Origin of the sequence: Bradyrhizobium canariense (assembly GCF_900105125.1) — a bacterium.
In the GTDB taxonomy this organism is placed as follows: Bacteria; Pseudomonadota; Alphaproteobacteria; order Rhizobiales; family Xanthobacteraceae; genus Bradyrhizobium; species Bradyrhizobium canariense_A.
Map to the genome: position 1 here is coordinate 5,841,617 of NZ_LT629750.1, position 18,952 is coordinate 5,860,568.

An 18,952-nucleotide genomic window follows, 5' to 3' on the forward strand; every position below is an offset into this window, starting at 1 on the left:
GTATTACCGGATACCCCCGTAGAAGCTCCGTGCTTCCATCGATCGTCTCTGGAATACTGGGTCGCCCGGTCAAGCCGGGCGATGACAGCTTGGTGTGTGGCTCCCTACTCCCCAGCCTGCAGCTTGCGGGGCAATGGAAACAGCTCGGGCGCGGCTGATTTGACGATGTGAGGGGCCTCAACGGGCGCATCGCTCTTGGAAAAATCCAATTCCTCGATCCGGCCGGCGCGCTTTTCGATCTTGTCGGCCGAAATCAGGACTTGCCGGACGTCCTCGTTGACGTCGCTAAAATGCTTTTGCAGCTTCAGCACCCGCTCGCGCAACCGGCCCAGATCATCGCCAAGGTTGAGCACTTCGGTGCGGATCTGGTCGGCGGCGTCGCGCATCCGCGCGTCTTTCAGGATCTGCTGCATCACCTGGATCGCCAGCATCAGCAGCGATGGCGACACCAGCACCACGCGGGCGCGATAGGCCTTCTGGATCACGTCGTCGAAACCGTCGTGAATTTCCGCATAGACCGACTCTGACGGCACGAACATCAGCGCGGTGTCCTGCGTCTCGCCGGCAATCAGATATTTTTCGGCGATGTCGCTGACATGCTTCATCACGTCGGCGCGCAGCCGCTGGTTGGCGAATTTCTTTTCCTCGTCGGTGCGCGCGTCGTGCAGCGCGGTCATCGCCTCCAGCGGAAATTTCGCGTCGATGCACAGCGGTCGCTGATCGGGGAGAAACACCACGCAATCCGGCCGCTTGCCGGTGGAGAGCGTGAACTGGAATTCGTAGGAGCCCTTGGGCATGCCGTCCTGGACGATCGCTTCCATCCGCGCCTGACCGAACGCGCCGCGCGATTGCTTGTTGGCGAGCACGTCGCGCAGCGTGGTGACCTGCGACGTCAGGTCGGTGAGGTTTTTGTGCGCATTGTCGATGATGCCGAGCCGCTCGTGCAGCACGCGCAGCGAGTCCATGGTGTTGCGCGTGGTCTGCTCCATCGACTGGCCGACCCGGTGGCTGACCGAATCCAGCCGCTCGCTGACGGTGCGCGCCATCTCCGCCTGGCGGCCGGCCAGCGCCTGGCCCATCGCATCGACACGGCCGGTGGCCTCGCTTTGCGCGCGGAGCATTTCGCTCAACCGCTCTTCCAGCTCGTCCGCGCGGATGGCTTGCGCCATCGCCAGTTCCGCGCCGCGGCGGCCGGACCGTGCAATCACGACCGCAATGACAATCAGCAGTAGCAACGCCAGCGCGCCGAAGCCGGTCAGCGCCGCACCCAGGCGCACCGGCCAGTCGCCGATGATGAAAAGGATCTCGTTCATGCCGTCCTTGTAGCCGATTCGCACGTGAGCGCGAACGAAGAGGGAACATTTATGGTTACTGCCAGGTAAATTTTTATGGTTAATGCCGTCTTAAATTTCATGGTTAACGGCGCCTTAACGTGGGCCCGCTGCGATTGACCCCGGCATTTCAGCAGCTTAAATCGCCCGCCATGGCCATCAGAGAAATCATCATCCTACCGGACAAACAGTTGCGGCTGGTCTCCAAACCTATTGAGAAGGTGACTCCGGAGATCCGGAAGCTCGCCGACGACATGTTCGAGACCATGTACGACGCCCCCGGCATCGGGCTTGCCGCGATCCAGGTCGCGCAGCCATTGCGGCTGATCACGATGGATCTCGCCAAACGGGACGAAGACGGCGAGACCAAGCCGCGGCCCCGCGTCTTCATCAATCCGGAAATTCTTGCCTCCTCGGAAGATATGTCGGTCTACGAGGAAGGCTGCCTTTCGATCCCGGAATATTATGAAGAGGTGGAGCGGCCGGCGAAGGTGCGCATTCGCTTCACCGATCTCGACGGCAAGGTGCATGAAGAGGAGGCCGAAGGCCTGTTCTCCACCTGCATCCAGCACGAGATCGATCATCTCAATGGCGTGCTGTTCGTGGACTATCTGTCGAAGCTGAAGCGCGACCGCGTGCTGAAGAAGTTTGCCAAAGCCGCCAAGCGCGCGGCGGAGTAGGGTTCGATTTCGCAACGTTTCTTCGTCGTGCCCGGCCTTGTGCCGGGCATCCACGCCTTCCTTACAGACATTTTAAGACGTGGATGGCCGGGACAAGCCCGGCCATGACGGATAGAATCTATGTCTCTCAAGGAATATGATTCATGCCTCTCCGCCTGATCTTCATGGGCACGCCTGAATTCGCGGTGCCGACGCTGCTGGAACTCGCGGCCCACGGCCATGAGATCGCAGCTGTCTACACCCGTGCCGCGAAGCCCGCCGGCCGCGGCATGAAACTGCAACTGAGCCCCGTCGAACAGGAAGCGCGGCGGCTCGGTGTCCCCGTAGTAACGCCGTCTACGCTGAAAACCCCGGAAGCGCTTGAGGAGTTTCGGGCGCATGAGGCGGACGCCGCCGTGGTTGTTGCCTATGGCATGATCCTGCCGCAGCCCATTCTCGATGCGCCGCCACTTGGTTGTTTCAATCTGCACGCGTCGTTGCTGCCGCGCTGGCGTGGCGCGGCGCCGATTAATCGCGCCATTATGGCTGGCGATGCCGAGACCGGCGTCATGGTGATGAAAATGGACGTCGGCCTCGATACCGGCGACGTGGCGATGGCCGAGCGGCTGGCGATCACGGATGCGATGACGGCGCTTGATCTGCATAATGCATTGGCGCCGCTCGGTGGCGACTTGATGGTGCGTGCGATGGGCGCACTGGAGCGCGGCAAGCTGCAACTGAGCAAACAAAGCGAAACGGGCGTGACCTACGCCGCCAAGATCGACAAGGCCGAGGCGCGAATCGACTGGAATAGGCCGGCGCATGCGGTGCTGCGTCATATTCACGGCCTGTCGCCATTTCCCGGCGCGTGGTGCGAGATGCCAAGCGAAGGCGAGCAAGTGCGGGTGAAGATCCTGCGTTGCCAGATGATCGATCGTTCCGGCGCGCCGGGCGAGCTGTTGGACGAGCATCTCACCGTGGCCTGTGCGCAAGGCGCGATCCGGGTCCTCGAATTGCAGCGCGCCGGCAAGCAGCCGATGAAGGCGGGGGAGTTTTTGCGCGGTACGCCGCTAAAGCCGCCGGCGCGGCTGACCTGATGCCCCGTTACAAACTGATCATCGAATATGACGGCGGGCCGTATAGCGGCTGGCAGATTCAGGACAACGGCGCGACCGTGCAAGGAGCGCTGGAAACCGCGGTCAAGGCGATCTGCGGTGAGCCTGTTCGCGTTCACGGCGCGGGGCGCACCGACGCCGGCGTCCACGCGCTGGCACAGGTCGCGCATTGCGACATTGCGAAACATTTTGTGCCGGGCCGGTTGCGCGACGGCCTGAACGCGCATCTGCGGCCGCATCCGATCGGCGTGCTCAGTGCGGAAGTCGTGCCCGATACATTCGAAGCGCGGTTTTCTGCGAAGAAGCGGCATTATCTTTATCGCATCGCCAATCGCCGCGCCAATCTCGCGCTTGAGATCGGCCATGTCTGGCGGTTGCCGCGGCCGCTCGACAGCGATGCGATGCATGACGCCGCGCAGCGGCTGGTCGGCAAGCACGATTTTACGACCTTTCGCGACACCGAGTGCCAGGCGAAATCGCCGGAGAAGACGCTCGATCAACTCGATGTCGTCAGGGACGGCGACGCCGTCAACATCGTAACCTCGGCGCGCTCGTTCCTGCACAGCCAGGTGCGCTCGATGGTGGGTTCGCTGGTCTGGGTCGGCGAGCGCCGCTGGAGCGCCGACGATCTTGCCGCCGCATTGGCCGCACGAAGCCGCTCCGCCTGCGGCCCGGTCGCGCCGCCGGACGGATTATATCTGGTGCGGGTGGATTATTAGACGGCTCGCGGTAACGCCCTAGGCATTATCGTCGTCATGGCCGGGCTTGTTGTTTAATCCGGCCATGACGACGAGGGTCATACCTCACCCAAAATAACGATCCAGCACGCCGCGATAGATTTTGGTCAATTTCTCCAGATCGGAGACCGGCGTGCGCTCGTCGATCTGGTGCATGGTTTGGCCAACCAGGCCGAACTCGATCACCGGGCAATAGCTGGCGATAAAGCGCGCATCCGAGGTGCCGCCGCTGGTGCTCAGTTCCGGCTTGCGGCCGGTGACCTCCTCGATCGCCGCGACCGCGAGATCGGTGAAGGCGCCAGGTTTTGTCACGAACACGTTGGCGTTCGACGGCTCCCAGACGATCCGCGCGCGGATGCGGTTGCCGGCAGCGTTAGCGACGCGCGCTTCCACCAGAGCCTTCAGTGTCTCCTGCGTGTGGTGATCGTTGAAGCGAATATTGAATTTCGCGCGCGCCTGTCCCGGAATCACATTGCTCGCGGGGTTGCCGACATCGACAGAAGTGAATTCGAGGTTGGAGGCCTGGAATTGGTCGCTGCCGTGATCGAGCGGTTCGTTGCTGAGCGCCACGATCAGCGCCGAAATATCCGGCACCGGGTTTGAGGCACGGTGCGGATAGGCGACGTGGCCCTGGACGCCGTCGACGTAAAGCGTGCCGGATTGCGAGCCGCGGCGGCCGATCTTGATGCAGTCGCCGAGCGCTTCAACGTTGCTGGGCTCGCCCAGCACGCAATGGTCGAATTTCTCGCCGCGCGCCGCGACCCATTGCAGCAGCTTGATCGTGCCGTTGACGGCGACATCTTCCTCGTCGCCGGTGATGAGGAAGGAGATCGAGCCCTTTGGCTTGCCGCCGATATCAGCGAGATAGGCGAGCGCGGCGGCGACGCTGCAGGCAATGCCGCCTTTCATGTCGACGGCGCCCCGCCCATAGAGAAAACCATCCTTCACGTCGCCCGAGAACGCACCATGCGTCCACGCGGTCTCGTCACTCGCGGGCACCACGTCGGTATGACCGGCAAAGGTGATATGCGGCGCGCCGGTGCCGATCCGGGCATAGAGGTTGTCGATATCGGCCGCGCCAGGCTCGCTGAAGGTGACGCGATGGATCTCGAAGCCTGCGGATTTCAGGATGCTTTCGAGAACACCCAGCGCACCGGCATCAGCCGGTGTGACGGACGGGCAGCGGACGAGATCGCGGGCAATGGTGAGAGCGTCGGTCATTTCTTTCGCTTAACATGCGATGCCGGGCATGGGCCAGCACCGGGTGCCGGAATCCTGCGCGCTTCACAAGGCCGGCCCGAGTAAGGTGCTAGTCCCGCAGCAATTCGTTGATACTGGTCTTGGCGCGGGTGCGCTCGTCAACGCGTTTGACGATGACCGCGCAGGCGGTGGCCGGTCCGGGCTGGCCGTTCTTCAGCGGCCGGGGCGGCAAGGTGCCGGGCACCACCACGGCATATTCCGGGACCTCGCCCACAAAAATTTCGCCGGTGTCGCGGTCGACGATCTTGGTGGAGGCGCCAAGGAACACGCCCATCGACAGCACCGCGCCTTTACGCACGATCACGCCTTCGGCGACTTCCGAGCGCGCGCCGATGAAGCAATCATCCTCGACGATCACGGGCTCGGCCTGCAGCGGCTCCAGCACGCCGCCGATGCCGACGCCGCCGGAAATATGCACGCGCTTGCCGATCTGCGCGCAGGAGCCGACCGTCGACCAGGTGTCGATCATGGTGCTTTCATCGACATAGGCGCCGAGATTGACGAAAGACGGCATCAGCACGACGTTCTTGGCGATGAAGGCCGAGCGGCGGACGATGGCGCCGGGAACCGCGCGAAATCCGGCGTCGCGAAACCGGTTCTCGCCCCATCCGTCGAATTTCGACGGCACCTTGTCCCACCAGGAGGCCTTGCCGGGGCCGCCGGGAATGGCGCTCATGTCGTTGAGGCGGAACGACAGCAGCACCGCCTTCTTCAGCCATTGATGGACTTTCCACTTGCCGCTGGCCTCGCGTTCGGCGACGCGCGCCTCGCCGTTATCGAGCAGCTCGAGCGCATGATCCACGGCGTCGCGGACCTCGCCCTTGGTCGCGGTGGAGATGCCGTCGCGGGCATCGAATGCGGCGTTGACGGTGGATTCCAGCGAGGCGAGCGACATCGAGATTTCCTTGGGAAATGGAATGACTATGACGGCAAGTTGACGGGCTTTTTCGGGATTTGAGCGGGGAGAGTCAAGGCTCACCCTGCCGTCGTCTGGTTGGGTTGTCGTCACCCGCGAAAGCGGGTGATCCAGTATTCCGTGACGCAAAAGGACTATTTCGAAGGTCCCGGCATACTGGATGCCCCGCTTTCGCGGGGCATGACGGCGGGAAGGGGCATGCGCCTGTGCTAAACCAGCCTCTGCAAAAATCCCGTCAAATCGTCGGTGACGTAATCGACATGGGCCGCATCCCGGCCTTCCAGCTCCCAGTCTTCCCGCACCACTTCCTTGATGCCATCGGGCACTACCAGCACCGTCGTCATGCCGAGTTGATGCGGCACGACGAGGTTGCGTGCCAGATCCTCGAACATTGCCGACTTCTGCGGATCGACGCCGTGAAGCCCGAGAAACTTCTGGTAGGTCTGCGGCGCCGGCTTTGGCTCCAGTTCGGCGGCGATGATGTCGAACACCGCCTCGAAATGCGACCCGATGCCGAGCCGCGCCAGGACCGCGTCGGCGTGATCGGTCGAGCCGTTGGTCAGGATCAGCTTGCGTCCGGGCAGCTTTGCGATCGCCGCCCCCATCGCCGGGTTCGGCTGCAGCGGCGAATGATCGATCTGGTGCACATAGGCGAGGAAATCGTCGGCGCGCACGCCATGTTCGGTCATCATGCCGCGCATGGTCGTGCCATAGCGGCGGTAATAATCCTTCTGGATCCGGCGCGCTTCTTCCGCCGAGACGTGGAGATAGCTGCCGACGAACTCGCCGATCCTGGCATCGACCTGCTGCCACAGATTGACATGATGCGGGTACAGCGTGTTGTCGAGATCGAACACCCATGTGTCGATGTGGGTAAAGGGGCGAGGTATTTTTGTCATGCTCTACTCGCTGTCATGCCCGCGCAGGCGGGCATCCAGTACGCCGCGGTGCCCGAAGGAATCGACAAAGGTTGCTGAATACTCGATCGCCCGTTTTCGCGGGTGATTACGAAAAAAGAGGTTCGTCTGAAATCTGCAGGTCATCACGGCATCGCAAAGCGCAGCGTCTTGCCGCCGCCGCTCATATCGACAGCGGCAAAGCCGGTCGCGGCGAGGCCGCGGGTGCCGCAATCGCCCTGTTCGTTGATCTCGAACTTGCTTTCACGGGTGCAGAGTTGAGTCGCACCGCCCCAGTTCAGCGGCTTGTCCTTGAGTCTGATGGTGCGGTTATCGGCATCGACGGCTTCGGCGAAACTGAAAATCTGCCGGGGCTGACCGGTGACATCAGGATGCAGGCATTTGCCGGGATCGATGCCGTACCAACCGCGGCTGGTAACGGTCTTGCCGTCATCGGTACCGACGGCGGCCATCACCTTGTGCGGGGTGTCGTTGCACCACGTCAATCCGGTGGAGGAGGGGGCCTGCACCGCATCGATCATGGTCGCGAAGAAATTCGGCGACTGCACGATTTCGGGCGAAAGTCCGCGGCTTTTCAGGAACGCCGCCAGCGCCGCCTGCGTTTTCGGGCCATCGACGCCGTCGATTGGCGCTGCGTCATAACCTGCGATGACGAGCAGGCGCTGGATGCCGGCGAGTCTTGCCTGTTCGTCGTCATATTCGCTGTCCTCGGCAAGATAGGCCACCTGATTGCCGTCGTCGGCCTGCGTCGGCGTGATCTGGGTAAAGGGTGCGGCAGTCTGGCCCTGGCGGCACTGACGCGCTGCGGCGATGACGAAGTCATTGGGCGCGATGCACAGCGTGTCGCTGCCGTTCTGCGGAATTGGAGAGGAGCCGTAGACACCGAGCGCGCGGGCGTTGAGCAGGATACGATCCGCGGTCAGCGGACCCTGAAGCACCACGCGGCACATTGCGGGATCGATGCGAAACCATCCCCGTGTCGCGGTCGCGGCCTTGTCGTCGATGCCGATCGCGGCCTCGACCACGTAGCTCATGCGATTGCAGATTTTCAAATCCGCGTGGGCCGGCGCGACAGTCGCAAGCAGCGCTATGGCCGGAATAAATCCGGTGACGAAGGCTCTTGTCTGCGCTGTCGCTTGCGTCATCACTTATGGATTAGCGTGCCGGTTCCCTGATTGGTGAACAGTTCGAGCAAAACGGCATGCGGCGTCTTGCCGTCGATAATGACCACGCCCTGCACGCCCTGTTCGAGCGCATAGATGCAGGTTTCGACCTTCGGAATCATGCCGCCTGAAATCGTGCCGTCGGCGATCAGCTTGCGCGCATCCTTCACCGACAATTCCGGGATGAGCGTCTTCGACTTGTCGAGCACGCCGGGAACGTCGGTCAGCAGCAGCAGCCGCTTGGCCTTCAGCGCGCCGGCGACTGCGCCGGCAAAGGTGTCGGCGTTGACGTTGAAGGTCTGCCCATCCTTCGAGGTCGCCAGCGGCGCCAATACCGGGATCAGCTCATAGCCGATGATCTGGTTGAGCAGCGTCAGGTCCACCTTCTCGGGCTCGCCGACAAAGCCGAGATCGACCACCCTTTCGATATGCGAATCCGGATCGACCATGGTGCGCGTCGCCTTCGACGCGGTCACCATGTTGCCGTCCTTGCCGCACAGGCCGACCGCCTTGCCACCGGCCTCGTTGATGTAGCCGACCAGTTGCTTGTTGATCGAACCCGCCAGCACCATCTCGACAATCTCGATGGTCGCAGCGTCAGTGATGCGCAAGCCTGCGGCGAATTCCGATTGAATGCCGAGCCGCTTCAGCATGGTCGCGATCTGCGGCCCGCCACCATGCACCACCACCGGATTGATGGCGGTCTGCTCGAGCAGCACGATGTCGCGCGCGAACGCCTTCGCGAGATCCTCGGCGCCCATGGCATGACCGCCATATTTGATGACGATGGTTTCCTCGTCATACTGCTGCATATGCGGCAGTGCCTCGGACAGGATGCGGGCCTGATCGAGCGGACTGATGGATGGCGCGGTCATGAAGGAGGTCTCGTGGTCAGGAGGATAAAGCGGGTTCTATCCGATTGGCGGCCACGGCGCAAAGCATGCCCTTAAATGATTCAAGGGCGGCGGGCCGGCCATGCCGCCGCCACCGCAAGCACCAGCCAGCTTACGATCAGAAGTGTTCCGCCTGTCGGCGCGGCCATCGGAAACAGGCTGTGGCCGGCATATTGCCGCAGCGTCAGGTCGCCGGCGAATAGCGCTGCGGCAACGACAAAGCCGAACGCCGCCGCGATGCCGATCCTGGCGTGAAGGATGCCGCGCTCGGTCAGCGCCACGACCGCGAGTGTGGCGAGCGCATGAAACAGCAGCATCGATGATGCCGACGCCAGCCGGGTTGCGTCAGGCAGATGCGCGGCTCCCGCCGCCAGAATGACGCCGTCGGCGCCCATGATGGCGGCCAGTATGATCAGAATGCGGAACAAAGAGGATGGCATATCAACTTCGCTCGCCGAGCAGCCGCATCATGGCGGCACGCAGTTCCGGCATTCCGGCGCCGGTACGCGACGATGTCACCAGGACTTCCGGGAAGGCGGCGGGATGTTTCGCAAGCGCGGTCGCGGTGGCAGCGATGTTCGCGTCCAGTTCGGTGCGCTTCACCTGATCGGCCTTGGTGAGCACGAGCTGATAGCTGACGGCTGATTTGTCGAGCGTCTTCAGCACGTCGAGATCGACGTCCTTGAGGCCGTGCCTGGCATCGATCAGCACATAGACCCGCGCCAGACTGCTGCGGCCCTGCAGGAACTTGTGGATCAGCGCGGTCCAGGACGCGACCTTGGCCTTCGGCGCCGAGGCGTAACCATAGCCGGGCATATCGACCAGCCGGAAGCCGGCGTTCTCGGGACCTTCGAAGAAGATCAATTCCTGGGTGCGGCCCGGCGTGTGCGATGTGCGCGCCAGCCCGTTGCGGCCGGTCAGCGCATTGATCAGGCTGGATTTGCCGACATTGGAGCGGCCGGCGAAGGCGACTTCCATGCCGGCCATCGGCGGCAGGGACTCAATCGAGGGCGAGGCCCAGAAGAATTGCCAGTCGCCGGCGAAGAGCTTGCGGCCCTGCTCGATCAGCTTCGCATCGATATCCGCGGTCATGCGAAGGCTCTCAATTTGTCATCCTCGTCATTGCGAGGTGCGAAGCGACCAAGCAATCCAGATTTGGTCATTCCGGGATGGTCCGAAGGACCAGACCCGGAATCTCGAGATTCCGGGTTCGATGCTTTGCATCGCCCCGGAATGACGGCATCGGATCATGCGCGCGACCCGTCGGTTCGCAAAGACAACGCTGGGCTTTCCCGGCTGTTACGTCGCCTTTTTCGAAGCGAAGGTGGCCTTGAGATTGTCGAACAATTCAACCTTCACCCCGTTGCGGCGCATGATGACGCTCTGTTGCAGCACCGACAGGGTGTTATTCCAGGCCCAGTAGATCACCAGACCCGCGGGGAAGCCGGCCAGCATGAAGGTGAAGATCAGCGGCATCCAGGTGAAGATCATCTGCTGGGTCGGATCCGGCGGCGTCGGATTGAGCTTCATCTGGAACCACATCGTGACGCCCATGATCATCGGCCAGACGCCAAGCGCGAGGTAGTGTCCGAACAGCGGCAACTGGGTCGGATCGTAGTGAAATAGCCCGAACAGCGTGAACAGGTTGGTCGGATCCGGCGACGACAAATCCTTGATCCAGCCGAAGAACGGCGCGTGCCGCATTTCGATGGTGACGAACAGCACCTTGTAGAGCGAGAAGAACACCGGAATCTGCAACGCGACGGGAAGACAACCGGCGATCGGGTTGATCTTCTCCTTCTTGTAGATTTCCATCATCTCCTGCTGCTGCTTCACCTTGTCGTCGGGATAGCGTTCTTTCAGTGCGGCCAGTTGCGGCTGCACCGATTTCATCTTCGCCATCGACGCATAGGATTTGTTGGCAAGCGGGAAGAACAGCAGCTTCACCAGCACCGTGACCAGCAGGATGGCGATGCCGAAATTGCCGACCAGGTGGTAGAAGAAGTCCAGCGCCAGGAACATCGGCTTGGTGATGAAGTAGAACCAGCCCCAGTCGATCAGCAGATCGAAATGGTTCAGGTTGAGCTCCTTGTTGTAGCCGCCGAAGCCGCCGATCGGAAAATTGATGCCGACGACGCTGGCTTCCTTGGCGCCGGCGAACAGCCGCGCATTGGCGCTGCCGGTGCCGCCGATCGCAATGGTTTGCGGATCTTTCAGATAGTCGGTCTGATAGGTCCGCACCGTGCCGACGAGGTTGGATGAAAACCGCGCATTCAACTGCGCGTCGGTGTCCGGCAGCAGCGCTGACGCCCAGTATTTGTCGGTGATGCCGAGCCAGCCATTGGTGACCTTGAAGTTGACCGACTTGGCGTCGTCGATTTTCTTGTAGCTATATTCCTGCAGGCCCTGATCGCCGAGATAACCGATCAGGCCTTCATGCAGGATGTAGTAGCCCGCGACCTTCGGGGTGCCGTGCCGCGAGATCAGTGCGAACGGATACAGCGTGACCGGCGCATTGCCGACATTGGTGACCTCGTCCTTGATGGTGAAGAGGTAACGATCGTCGATCGAAATGATGCGGTGGAAGGTGAGGCCGTCGCCATTGTCGTATTTCAGCGTCACCGGGCTGCTCGGCGAAAGGCTGTTCGAGCCCTCCTGCTGCCACGGCGTGCTCTGGTCGGGAACCTTCACCGTGGAACCGGCGCCGGCAACCCAGCCGAATTCAGCATAATAAGGACTGGCGGTGCCCGAAGGCGAGAACAGCACGATGGCAGGCGAGGCCGGATCGACGGTCTCGCGGAACTGCACCAGCGACAGATCGTCGATGCGTGCGCCCTTCAGCGAAATGCTGCCGGTCAGACGCGGGGTATCGATCTTGATGCGGGGCGCCGACGCAATGGCGGTCTCGCGGTCGACGATCGGGCCATTGGCGGCCGGCTGCGCGGCCCCAGGCGTGTTGGCCGCCGGCGCGGGCGCCGCACCGCCCTGCGGGGTGGTCGCGGTGTCGGTCTGCTGCGCGGTCTTCGCCAATTCGCTCTGCGCCTGCTCGGCGGCGCGGCGCTTTTCCATCTGGGGCAGATTGAAGAAGTATTGCCAGCCGATCAGGACCAGACCGGAGAGAATGACGGCGAGGATGGTATTGCGGTTGTCGATCATCGTTTAAGGTCTCGTCATTCAGGGCTGGCTGCGGCTTGCATCGCGCGTTTTCTGGGGCTGCCGATCGAGGCGATGGAGCGCCGAGCGGAGATCGTCGAGCATGGTCGCGAAGTCGCCAGTCAGGGCGGCACGGCGGCCGACTAGCACATAATCACTGTGGGGTCGCATGGCTATGACATCCAGCCGCTTCACCAATTCGCGAAGCCTGCGCCGGATACGATTGCGCTCGGTAGCAGTACCGTTTTTCTTGGTAACGGTGAAGCCGACCCGGACCGGACCGCCATCCTCGCGACGGCGGCTTTGCACGACAAAAGCAGCGCTATTGATCCGTGCGCCACTGGCAACGGCGAGGAAGTCCGCCCGCTGCCTTAGCCGATCCATAATGAGTTCCCCGGGAAGCCCGGCTCAGGCGCTCAAACGCTTGCGGCCCCGCGCGCGGCGCGCGGCGAGGACCTTGCGGCCGCCGGTCGTGGCGAGACGAGCGCGGAAGCCGTGACGGCGCTTGCGCACCAGTTTGCTGGGTTGATAAGTCCGCTTCACGGGTCGTTCTCCGCTGGCCGGCAATTAGCCTGTTAATGAGATAAGTCCGCCGATGCTGGCAGGCCCAAAGGGAACCTTTTCCGGCCCAATGAGCCGTCCCGGCTCAAACCGGGCCATCGCGGACAGTTGGCGCGGCTTATAAGGGAGCAGTCCGTTTTCGTCAATCTAGCCGGTTAGGGGGTATGATCCCGCAAAGTGGAAACCGGTTTTCGGAAAAGATCGTGCCCGAACAAAAAGATAAGACGATCGGTCCGGATCCAGTGACGCTGAATCGGGATCCCCGGAGCGCCCAATGGTCCTTTGAAACGTCACATTCGATCGAATATATCGGTGATCGCGGTGTCTTTCGTATAGACCGGCCGTCGTGCCCCAGTGAGTTGGGGAAATATGGAACCGGCGGACATTATCGAACCGTAATTTGACCGATTCCGACCCAGGTCGCATTTTCCAAGGGTTCTAGCGTTTTTGAGCGAAATCGATCCAGTTCGCTTAAAGAAAACGCGCTAAAGCGAAAGAACAGAGCCTCGGATCTGGTTCAAGCCGAACCGAAAGGCTCTCGTCAGCGAAGGCAGATACTGTGTCAGAGACCGATACCGTGTCAGTGACCGAAGAACAGCCGGCTTTGGAGCCGCGGCCTCAGCCGCAGCGCCGGCTGGGCCTATCCGGCAAGCTGCTGCTTCTGACTATTCCGCTGGTGATGATCGCGGGGCTGCTGATCTATGTGCCCGCGATCGCCAACTTCCGGATGAACCGGCTGAACGACCGGCTGGCGGCGGCGAACACCGCGGCGCTGGTGCTGGACGCCGCGCCCTCAGGCATGGTTCCGGATTCGCTGGCACGGCAAATCCTCAGCAGCATCGGCGCCCATGCGGTTGCGATCAAGATGGGGCAGCAGCGGCGGCTGCTCGCCAGCGCCGATTTGCCTGCATCAATCGACCACGACGTCGACATGCGGACGATGACGGCTTGGTCGGCGATCGTCGATTCCTTCGAGACCATGCTGGAAACCGGTAATCAGGCGATACGCGTGGTCGGCCCGGCGCCTGGCGGCGCGCAGTTCATCGAGACCATCGTCGATGAGGCGCCATTGCGCGCGTCGATGTACCGGTTTTCCCGCAATCTGCTGCTGGTCTCGCTGGGAATCGCGATGCTCACGGCCGGGCTGGTCTATATCGCCCTGCATTTTCTGTTCGTGCGGCCGATGCGGCATCTGACCGCGAACCTCGTCGGCTTCCATGAGAACCCTGAAAGCTCGGCGCGGATCATCGTCCCCAGCCAGCGCGGCGACGAGATCGGCGTCGTCGAGCGCGAATTGTCCGACATGCAGCGCGATCTGGTGTCGATGCTGCATCAAAAGAGCCGGCTCGCGGCCCTTGGTCTCGCGGTATCGAAGATCAACCACGATTTGCGCAATCTGCTGGCATCGTCGCAATTGCTGTCGGACCAGCTCGCCAGCGTGCCCGATCCCAGGGTGCAGCGATTCGCGCCGAAACTGATGCGCTCGCTGGAACGCGCCATCGCCTTCTGCCAGTCGACCCTGTCCTATGGCCGTGTGCAGGAGGCGGCGCCCGATCGCCGGATGATCCTGATCGAGCCGGTCGTCATGGAGGTGCGCGAGTCCGCCGGCCTTGCGTCGGATACGTCGATCACCTGGATCAGCGCGATCGAGCGCGGGCTGAGCATCGACGCCGATCCCGATCATCTGTTTCGCGTGCTGCTTAATCTGGTGCGCAACGCCGCACAGGCCCTCGAAGGCCGTCCCAACAGCGACGCGGCAAGCCAGCAGATCCGCGTTACCGGGCGCCGCGAAGGCACCGTTGCGATCGTCGAGGTTTCCGACACCGGCCCCGGCGTGCCGGCGAAAGCCCGCGACCATCTGTTCGAGGCATTCCAGACCTCGGGGCGGCCCGGCGGCAGCGGCCTGGGGCTTGCGATCGCCGCCGAACTGGTCCGCGCCCATGGCGGCGATATCCATCTGGTCGAAGGCACCATCGGGGCGACCTTCCGGATCGCGATCCCGGACCGGCCGGTGGAACTGCTCAGCGTGCGCAACGAGCGGGCACGGGCATAAACCATATCCGGGTTTTGCGCCTCTTCCCGCCGTCTTCAGCCCAGATCGACTGCAAAATCGCAGTCCACCGGACCTTGCCAATCCCGCCCGGAGCCGGTAGCTATGGCGCGCTTTCGCGACCTTTATTCCCGATTGCATGCGGCATCGGCAGGCGTGGCCCTGAAATGCTTAGCGAAAAACGCGCCCGTAGCTCAGCTGGATAGAGCACCAGACTACGAATCTGGGGGTCAGGAGTTCGAATCTCTTCGGGCGCGCCATTTTGCCACCATTCAGAATAAAACTGCGAACTCGACTTGTTTCGCAAATGTCGCCTAATGCGGCGTGATCCGGCTTTTCAGATTATCTACGCGGGCGCAGACGGACCGCCGTACGCACATCTTGCGCATTGGCCCTACTCGTCTGAAGCTCCTGTCTAAATTGCTGGAACACTGGCTTAAGACCCTCAGGGTCCTCCAGAGTCAACAGAACCGCGAAGGGGACGCCTTCGGCTGGAAACTGCGCTTCCGCGCGAACAAGGCTCGTTACCTCGAGGCGCCAAAGCGGCGATGATCCGTTTTCAAGGAAGTTGGATTCATATTGTTTTGCGGGCCACCATTTCAACCCGTGGTCAATCAGGGCTTTCTCCGGCACAGCGAGTTGCGCCGAATTCGGCAGGTAGCGGGCGGCGATCTGATTTGTGTAACGAACACTTCCATCTTTCGCCGGCTCGAGCTGGCGTTGCTTAAGCGACGCTTCAAGATTGACCCGTACGAACTCCGCTCCAAACGCCGGATCAAGTGGCGGCGAATAAACGAGCGTGATCCGGGCACGCCCCGAGCACTTTCCTGCGTCGACGAGGCTCTGGGGCCAGGTAAACGGAAATCGAAGGATGACCGGCTTTCGCTCGCCGATGCTGAGCCGGCTCTGAAAAAGAAGTGTGATCTGGTGATCGCCTGTTTGAAGCATATCAGCGACGTTTCCAGGTTGTCCGAAGCCTGCAAACTGGCGTCCGAGTTCCTTAAGCCCGCGTTTCATTAGCGGAGCCGGCATTGTCGCGTGGTGAAGCAACATGGAGCGAAGTGCTTCAGTGCTAAGGCCGCCTTCTGTCGCTGCATCCAGCCCGGCTAGGGCGCGCGCGACAAGTGGGGCAGCATAACTCGTTCCGACGACATCCTGCTTCGTTCCATCGGGCGCGATGGAAGCAAGTCCCGTAGAAGCGCCCTGTATTGCAACGCCTGCACCGCCATAAGCCGCAACGTCTGGCTTCACACCCACCTGCAAGCCTGGTCCACGTGTTGTATATATCGTTGGCGCGCTATCGACTTGGCCTGTCTTCGGAGGATTTAGAGCGCCGACAGAAACTGAACGTACACTTTCTGCCGGCTTGTAGATCGTGTCGGGCGAAGTGCGGTTCGCAAAATAATTCACGACATCGATCGGGCGCTTCGGCCACGGTGCGCGCGACTGAGCCTTGGGAAGGTTGCCGGCCGAGTTGACGAAGACGACGCCATAAGTATCGGCGATCTGATCGAGCCGTGAGGCGTATATACTATAACGGTGCCGCTCAACATCCGAGACCGCGTTAATCGAGAGGTTAAATATCCGGACACCGTGTGTCTCTTTCGCTTCCGCCACCGCTTGTTCGAGCTCTTCAAGAAAATCTGAGAATCCTTTGGGATATTTTGCGAGGAATGCGCCCTTCGGATAAAGTGGAGCGTCATAGATCCGGCAGCCATTCACTTCCGGCGTAACAGCCGGATCGTTTGCGAGCTGCGCCACTGCGATAAGGCCGGCCACGCCAGTGCCATGGGCGGAGTCGTACTCGTTCGGCCCGAGATAGTCGAAGCGGTCAACCACCCAATCTTCGAGCACGGGGGCCACGCCCGAATCTATGACGCCGACGATTGGATATATCGCTCCAGCTTCAGGTTTGGGAACGGTAAGCACCTTAGCTCCGGCTTCTGCTCCCTTCTTCCCCCCGCTTTTTGCCGACGCTTCATCGGTTAACTGCAACAAAATTGGCGGAAGAATAGCCCGCACTAAGGGATGTCGTTGCAAAGCGCTCAATGCAGCCTCATGTCGCTCCGGGGTTAGGTCGATTTGCGACGGCCCCGTCAGCGGAACTCCGTCGCCGTGCGCGATACCAGATCGGTCATCGACCAATGCCTCCTGATCACCCCGTGTGAGCTGCAATTCGAGTACCGGCGTACGACCGATCTCTGACGCCACATAGCTTCGTGCGCCTCTCCCGAGCGAAAGAAGCAGACTCTCCAACGTTCTTCGCAAAGTGTTCCGGCCAATGGGGTCATCGGCGATTACCCGGTCACCCGGTGTCTCGAAGAGTTCGATCTGATAGCCTGAAACCGAGCGGGGATCCGCGAGAGCGGCCATCGCGGCGGCGGTGGAGAATGTGCGTTTTTGTTCTGGCGAAGCAATTTCGATCGATTCAATAGCGCCGACTTCTGCGCGGGCGACCGTTGGCGCTTTGTAAGGCTCGTTGTCGACCCGCCGATATTTCGTTTCCACGGTAATCTCTGCCTGTTCTACACGTTGTCGGAGAACGGTGAGATAAATCAAGGGAGCACGAAAATAGAGGGTGCCGACCGCGTCTGCTCCGACACAGGGGAATTGGTCGCGTTTGAACAGCCATCCAACGGGCCGATAGGATTTTGCGAGCGCTTCGCTTCGCATCTGCACCTTCAGATAAGCGGCTGGGCCATAGGGACTCTGGCGAATCTCGCCGGTGATGGCGTCTATTGCGGCCAGCAAGGACTGCTTGTGGGCAGCAAACGCTCGATCAGCCCCATCAAAGAAGTCCTTGTTACGAGGTGGCTGACCTGGTTCTGGGGCTTGATGAAAATCCCTATCGTTGAGAATGATCTGTACAGGATTATTGGGCATGAGCTGCCTCCATCAAGGCAAGATGGCGCTTCGCCTTTTTCAGGTCGCTTACCCTTGATTGACCGTATCCAGTGGCCTCGCCAATATCCGTCTGCTTCATCGGAAAATCGGGATCATTGGCGATTAGACTGATAAAGGCCTCTTGATCCGTCGCGAGTATCCGCGCCGGTGTGTGGTCGTGATAGTGCGAACGAGCCAGTACCGTACTCAAAGCATGGAAGACGCCGGGGCCGTCATGCGCATCGCGGCTTAACGCCAGCGTTCGCTTTACGGACAAGCAAATGCGCTCAATGTCCGCGCCGGACCTGCCGGTTAAACAATAAGAGACTATACGCAAGGTTGGCTCTTCAGCTTTGATTGGCTGAAGAAAACGAGAGATTAGCTGTTCGCGACTCTTAAGCTCTGGTTCGCCGATATGGACGTGCGTCTCGAAACGTCGCCAAACGGCAGGATCAAGAAGCCTGTCGTGATTGGTTATTGCTATCGTTACGCCGTATTTGCATCGGTGGTCGAGATTTTGCAGCAGCGTGTTCACCACCCGCTTGATCTCACCGATCTCTTGCGGATCGTCCCGCAGCTTCGCGAGCGCGTCAAATTCGTCGAGCAATAGCACGCATGCGTAACGGTTAGCGAAGTCGAATAGATTGGCGATATTTCTCGCCGTGGTGCCAAGAAATGATGAAATTAAACCATCAATACGCGCCGTGACCAGAGGTAGACCGAGACGTTGAGATATATGATGAGCGGTCACTGTCTTACCTGAACCAGGGGGGCCGTAGATCAGGAGCGAGCGCGTCGGCTCAACCCCTACGGACCTAAGCGCCTCGGCGTTAGTCCATTCTTGAAGTAGACCTTCGATGGTCTCGTAGACTATGTCTCCATAGATTGGTTGCTGGTCGTCACTATTCGGAAAATCTAGTGTGCACAGCCGAGCTCCCGTTTCGCGGTCGATCGGTGGGTTCACGTCTGGCGTTAATCTCTCTCCAGAGATTAGCGTCCGCGAAATCTCGATACGGCTTGGGGCCATATCGTAGGCCTCGCTGACGGACGCCCGAAGCCGATCAATCGTCTCCGCCTCCTTGATTTGTCCCGCTTTTTCCATCCTTTCCCGCAATCTTACGACCTGCTTATCCAGCGCAGCCCGGTCACCGGCCAAACCTGCGCGGATGATGCTCTGTATTACGGAAAAATGTTCCATAAGGGGATTCCTGAAGTTCTACCGGTATTCTGGTGATTCATATCGGATAGAATCAGGATTTACAATAGAATTTGCCGGATATATCTGAATAATATGTTTTTGAATCGGTCTTATGG

17 protein-coding genes and 1 tRNA gene are annotated in these 18,952 nt (G+C 60.9%); 5 read left to right on the forward strand and 13 right to left on the reverse strand.

What is annotated here, in order from left to right; translation table 11 throughout:
- Positions 1 to 104: 104 nt before the first annotated feature.
- The gene (locus BLV09_RS27660) at positions 105 to 1,313 is read right to left on the reverse strand and encodes a DNA recombination protein RmuC (RefSeq protein WP_146689662.1); all 1,209 of its coding nucleotides are present in this window, start codon (positions 1,311 to 1,313) and stop codon (positions 105 to 107) included.
- A 170-nt stretch (positions 1,314 to 1,483) separates the two neighbouring features.
- On the opposite strand from BLV09_RS27660, the gene def reads away from it, so the two are divergent.
- The 3 genes from def (at position 1,484) to truA (ending at position 3,824) form a co-directional block, all read left to right on the forward strand.
- A complete protein-coding gene (def, locus tag BLV09_RS27665; RefSeq protein WP_146689663.1) occupies positions 1,484 to 2,011 on the forward strand; it encodes a peptide deformylase in 528 nt (175 codons plus the stop codon).
- Positions 2,012 to 2,154: 143 nt separating this feature from the next.
- Positions 2,155 to 3,087: a methionyl-tRNA formyltransferase gene (fmt, locus tag BLV09_RS27675; RefSeq protein ID WP_146689665.1), complete on the forward strand. Its 933-nt coding sequence runs from the start codon at positions 2,155 to 2,157 to the stop codon at positions 3,085 to 3,087.
- Positions 3,087 to 3,824 carry a tRNA pseudouridine(38-40) synthase TruA gene (truA, locus tag BLV09_RS27680; protein ID WP_146689666.1) on the forward strand — a complete coding sequence of 246 codons (738 nt, stop codon included), beginning with the start codon at positions 3,087 to 3,089 and terminating at the stop codon, positions 3,822 to 3,824. Before fmt ends, truA begins: the two co-directional genes overlap by 1 nt.
- 84 nt (positions 3,825 to 3,908) lie before the next feature.
- Here truA and dapE read toward each other — a convergent pair whose 3' ends face one another.
- The 10 genes from dapE to rpmH all read right to left on the reverse strand — a co-directional run bounded on the left by dapE (position 3,909) and on the right by rpmH (position 12,687).
- A complete protein-coding gene (gene dapE / locus BLV09_RS27685; RefSeq protein WP_146689667.1) occupies positions 3,909 to 5,063 on the reverse strand; it encodes a succinyl-diaminopimelate desuccinylase in 1,155 nt (384 codons plus the stop codon).
- Positions 5,064 to 5,151: 88 nt separating this feature from the next.
- Positions 5,152 to 5,997 (reverse strand): 2,3,4,5-tetrahydropyridine-2,6-dicarboxylate N-succinyltransferase, encoded by an 846-nt coding sequence (dapD, locus tag BLV09_RS27690; RefSeq protein WP_146689668.1) that lies wholly within the window; start codon positions 5,995 to 5,997, stop codon positions 5,152 to 5,154.
- Between the two features lie 230 nt (positions 5,998 to 6,227).
- Complete coding sequence (locus BLV09_RS27700) at positions 6,228 to 6,917, reverse strand: pyrimidine 5'-nucleotidase (RefSeq protein ID WP_146689669.1); 690 nt, start codon at positions 6,915 to 6,917, stop codon at positions 6,228 to 6,230.
- A 143-nt stretch (positions 6,918 to 7,060) separates the two neighbouring features.
- Complete coding sequence (locus tag BLV09_RS27705) at positions 7,061 to 8,080, reverse strand: DUF1036 domain-containing protein (protein ID WP_146689670.1); 1,020 nt, start codon at positions 8,078 to 8,080, stop codon at positions 7,061 to 7,063.
- Positions 8,080 to 8,973 carry an acetylglutamate kinase gene (argB, locus tag BLV09_RS27710; protein ID WP_100385396.1) on the reverse strand — a complete coding sequence of 298 codons (894 nt, stop codon included), beginning with the start codon at positions 8,971 to 8,973 and terminating at the stop codon, positions 8,080 to 8,082. The genes BLV09_RS27705 and argB overlap by 1 nt, the downstream gene beginning before the upstream one ends.
- An 80-nt stretch (positions 8,974 to 9,053) precedes the next feature.
- Positions 9,054 to 9,431: a DUF423 domain-containing protein gene (locus BLV09_RS27715; RefSeq protein WP_100385397.1), complete on the reverse strand. Its 378-nt coding sequence runs from the start codon at positions 9,429 to 9,431 to the stop codon at positions 9,054 to 9,056.
- Between the two features lies 1 nt (position 9,432).
- Positions 9,433 to 10,083: a ribosome biogenesis GTP-binding protein YihA/YsxC gene (gene yihA / locus BLV09_RS27720; RefSeq protein WP_146689671.1), complete on the reverse strand. Its 651-nt coding sequence runs from the start codon at positions 10,081 to 10,083 to the stop codon at positions 9,433 to 9,435.
- Positions 10,084 to 10,290: 207 nt separating this feature from the next.
- On the reverse strand, positions 10,291 to 12,147 hold the full coding sequence (gene yidC / locus BLV09_RS27725) for a membrane protein insertase YidC (RefSeq protein ID WP_146689672.1): 1,857 nt from the start codon (positions 12,145 to 12,147) through the stop codon (positions 10,291 to 10,293).
- Between the two features lie 18 nt (positions 12,148 to 12,165).
- A complete protein-coding gene (rnpA, locus tag BLV09_RS27730) occupies positions 12,166 to 12,528 on the reverse strand; it encodes a ribonuclease P protein component (RefSeq protein WP_100385400.1) in 363 nt (120 codons plus the stop codon).
- Between the two features lie 24 nt (positions 12,529 to 12,552).
- Complete coding sequence (gene rpmH / locus BLV09_RS27735; protein ID WP_006609582.1) at positions 12,553 to 12,687, reverse strand: 50S ribosomal protein L34; 135 nt, start codon at positions 12,685 to 12,687, stop codon at positions 12,553 to 12,555.
- Between the two features lie 595 nt (positions 12,688 to 13,282).
- On the opposite strand from rpmH, the gene BLV09_RS27740 reads away from it, so the two are divergent.
- Both BLV09_RS27740 and BLV09_RS27745 read left to right on the forward strand, forming a co-directional pair.
- A complete protein-coding gene (locus tag BLV09_RS27740) occupies positions 13,283 to 14,758 on the forward strand; it encodes an ATP-binding protein (protein ID WP_244548832.1) in 1,476 nt (491 codons plus the stop codon).
- A 180-nt stretch (positions 14,759 to 14,938) separates the two neighbouring features.
- A tRNA-Arg gene (locus BLV09_RS27745) sits at positions 14,939 to 15,015 on the forward strand.
- Positions 15,016 to 15,097: 82 nt separating this feature from the next.
- Here the strand turns inward: BLV09_RS27745 and BLV09_RS27750 are convergent.
- On the reverse strand, positions 15,098 to 17,638 hold the full coding sequence (locus BLV09_RS27750) for a S8 family peptidase (RefSeq protein WP_146689673.1): 2,541 nt from the start codon (positions 17,636 to 17,638) through the stop codon (positions 15,098 to 15,100).
- Entirely contained in the window at positions 17,628 to 18,836 is a 1,209-nt protein-coding gene (locus BLV09_RS27755; RefSeq protein WP_146689674.1) for an AAA family ATPase, read from the reverse strand. Before BLV09_RS27755 ends, BLV09_RS27750 begins: the two co-directional genes overlap by 11 nt.
- Positions 18,837 to 18,952: the final 116 nt, after the last annotated feature.

Bases quoted from the DNA above. Each gene is read 5' to 3' on its own strand.
- dapE (WP_146689667.1), bottom strand. From the start codon at position 5,063: ATGACCGACGCTCTCACCATTGCCCGCGATCTCGTCCGCTGCCCGTCC.
- BLV09_RS27715 (WP_100385397.1), bottom strand. From the start codon at position 9,431: ATGCCATCCTCTTTGTTCCGCATTCTGATCATACTGGCCGCCATCATG.
- def (WP_146689663.1), top strand. From the start codon at position 1,484: ATGGCCATCAGAGAAATCATCATCCTACCGGACAAACAGTTGCGGCTG.
- BLV09_RS27705 (WP_146689670.1), bottom strand. From the start codon at position 8,080: ATGACGCAAGCGACAGCGCAGACAAGAGCCTTCGTCACCGGATTTATT.
- BLV09_RS27700 (WP_146689669.1), bottom strand. From the start codon at position 6,917: ATGACAAAAATACCTCGCCCCTTTACCCACATCGACACATGGGTGTTC.
- fmt (WP_146689665.1), top strand. From the start codon at position 2,155: ATGCCTCTCCGCCTGATCTTCATGGGCACGCCTGAATTCGCGGTGCCG.
- BLV09_RS27755 (WP_146689674.1), bottom strand. From the start codon at position 18,836: ATGGAACATTTTTCCGTAATACAGAGCATCATCCGCGCAGGTTTGGCC.
- truA (WP_146689666.1), top strand. From the start codon at position 3,087: ATGCCCCGTTACAAACTGATCATCGAATATGACGGCGGGCCGTATAGC.
- rnpA (WP_100385400.1), bottom strand. From the start codon at position 12,528: ATGGATCGGCTAAGGCAGCGGGCGGACTTCCTCGCCGTTGCCAGTGGC.
- dapD (WP_146689668.1), bottom strand. From the start codon at position 5,997: ATGTCGCTCGCCTCGCTGGAATCCACCGTCAACGCCGCATTCGATGCC.
- BLV09_RS27660 (WP_146689662.1), bottom strand. From the start codon at position 1,313: ATGAACGAGATCCTTTTCATCATCGGCGACTGGCCGGTGCGCCTGGGT.
- argB (WP_100385396.1), bottom strand. From the start codon at position 8,973: ATGACCGCGCCATCCATCAGTCCGCTCGATCAGGCCCGCATCCTGTCC.
- yihA (WP_146689671.1), bottom strand. From the start codon at position 10,083: ATGACCGCGGATATCGATGCGAAGCTGATCGAGCAGGGCCGCAAGCTC.
- BLV09_RS27750 (WP_146689673.1), bottom strand. From the start codon at position 17,638: ATGCCCAATAATCCTGTACAGATCATTCTCAACGATAGGGATTTTCAT.
- yidC (WP_146689672.1), bottom strand. From the start codon at position 12,147: ATGATCGACAACCGCAATACCATCCTCGCCGTCATTCTCTCCGGTCTG.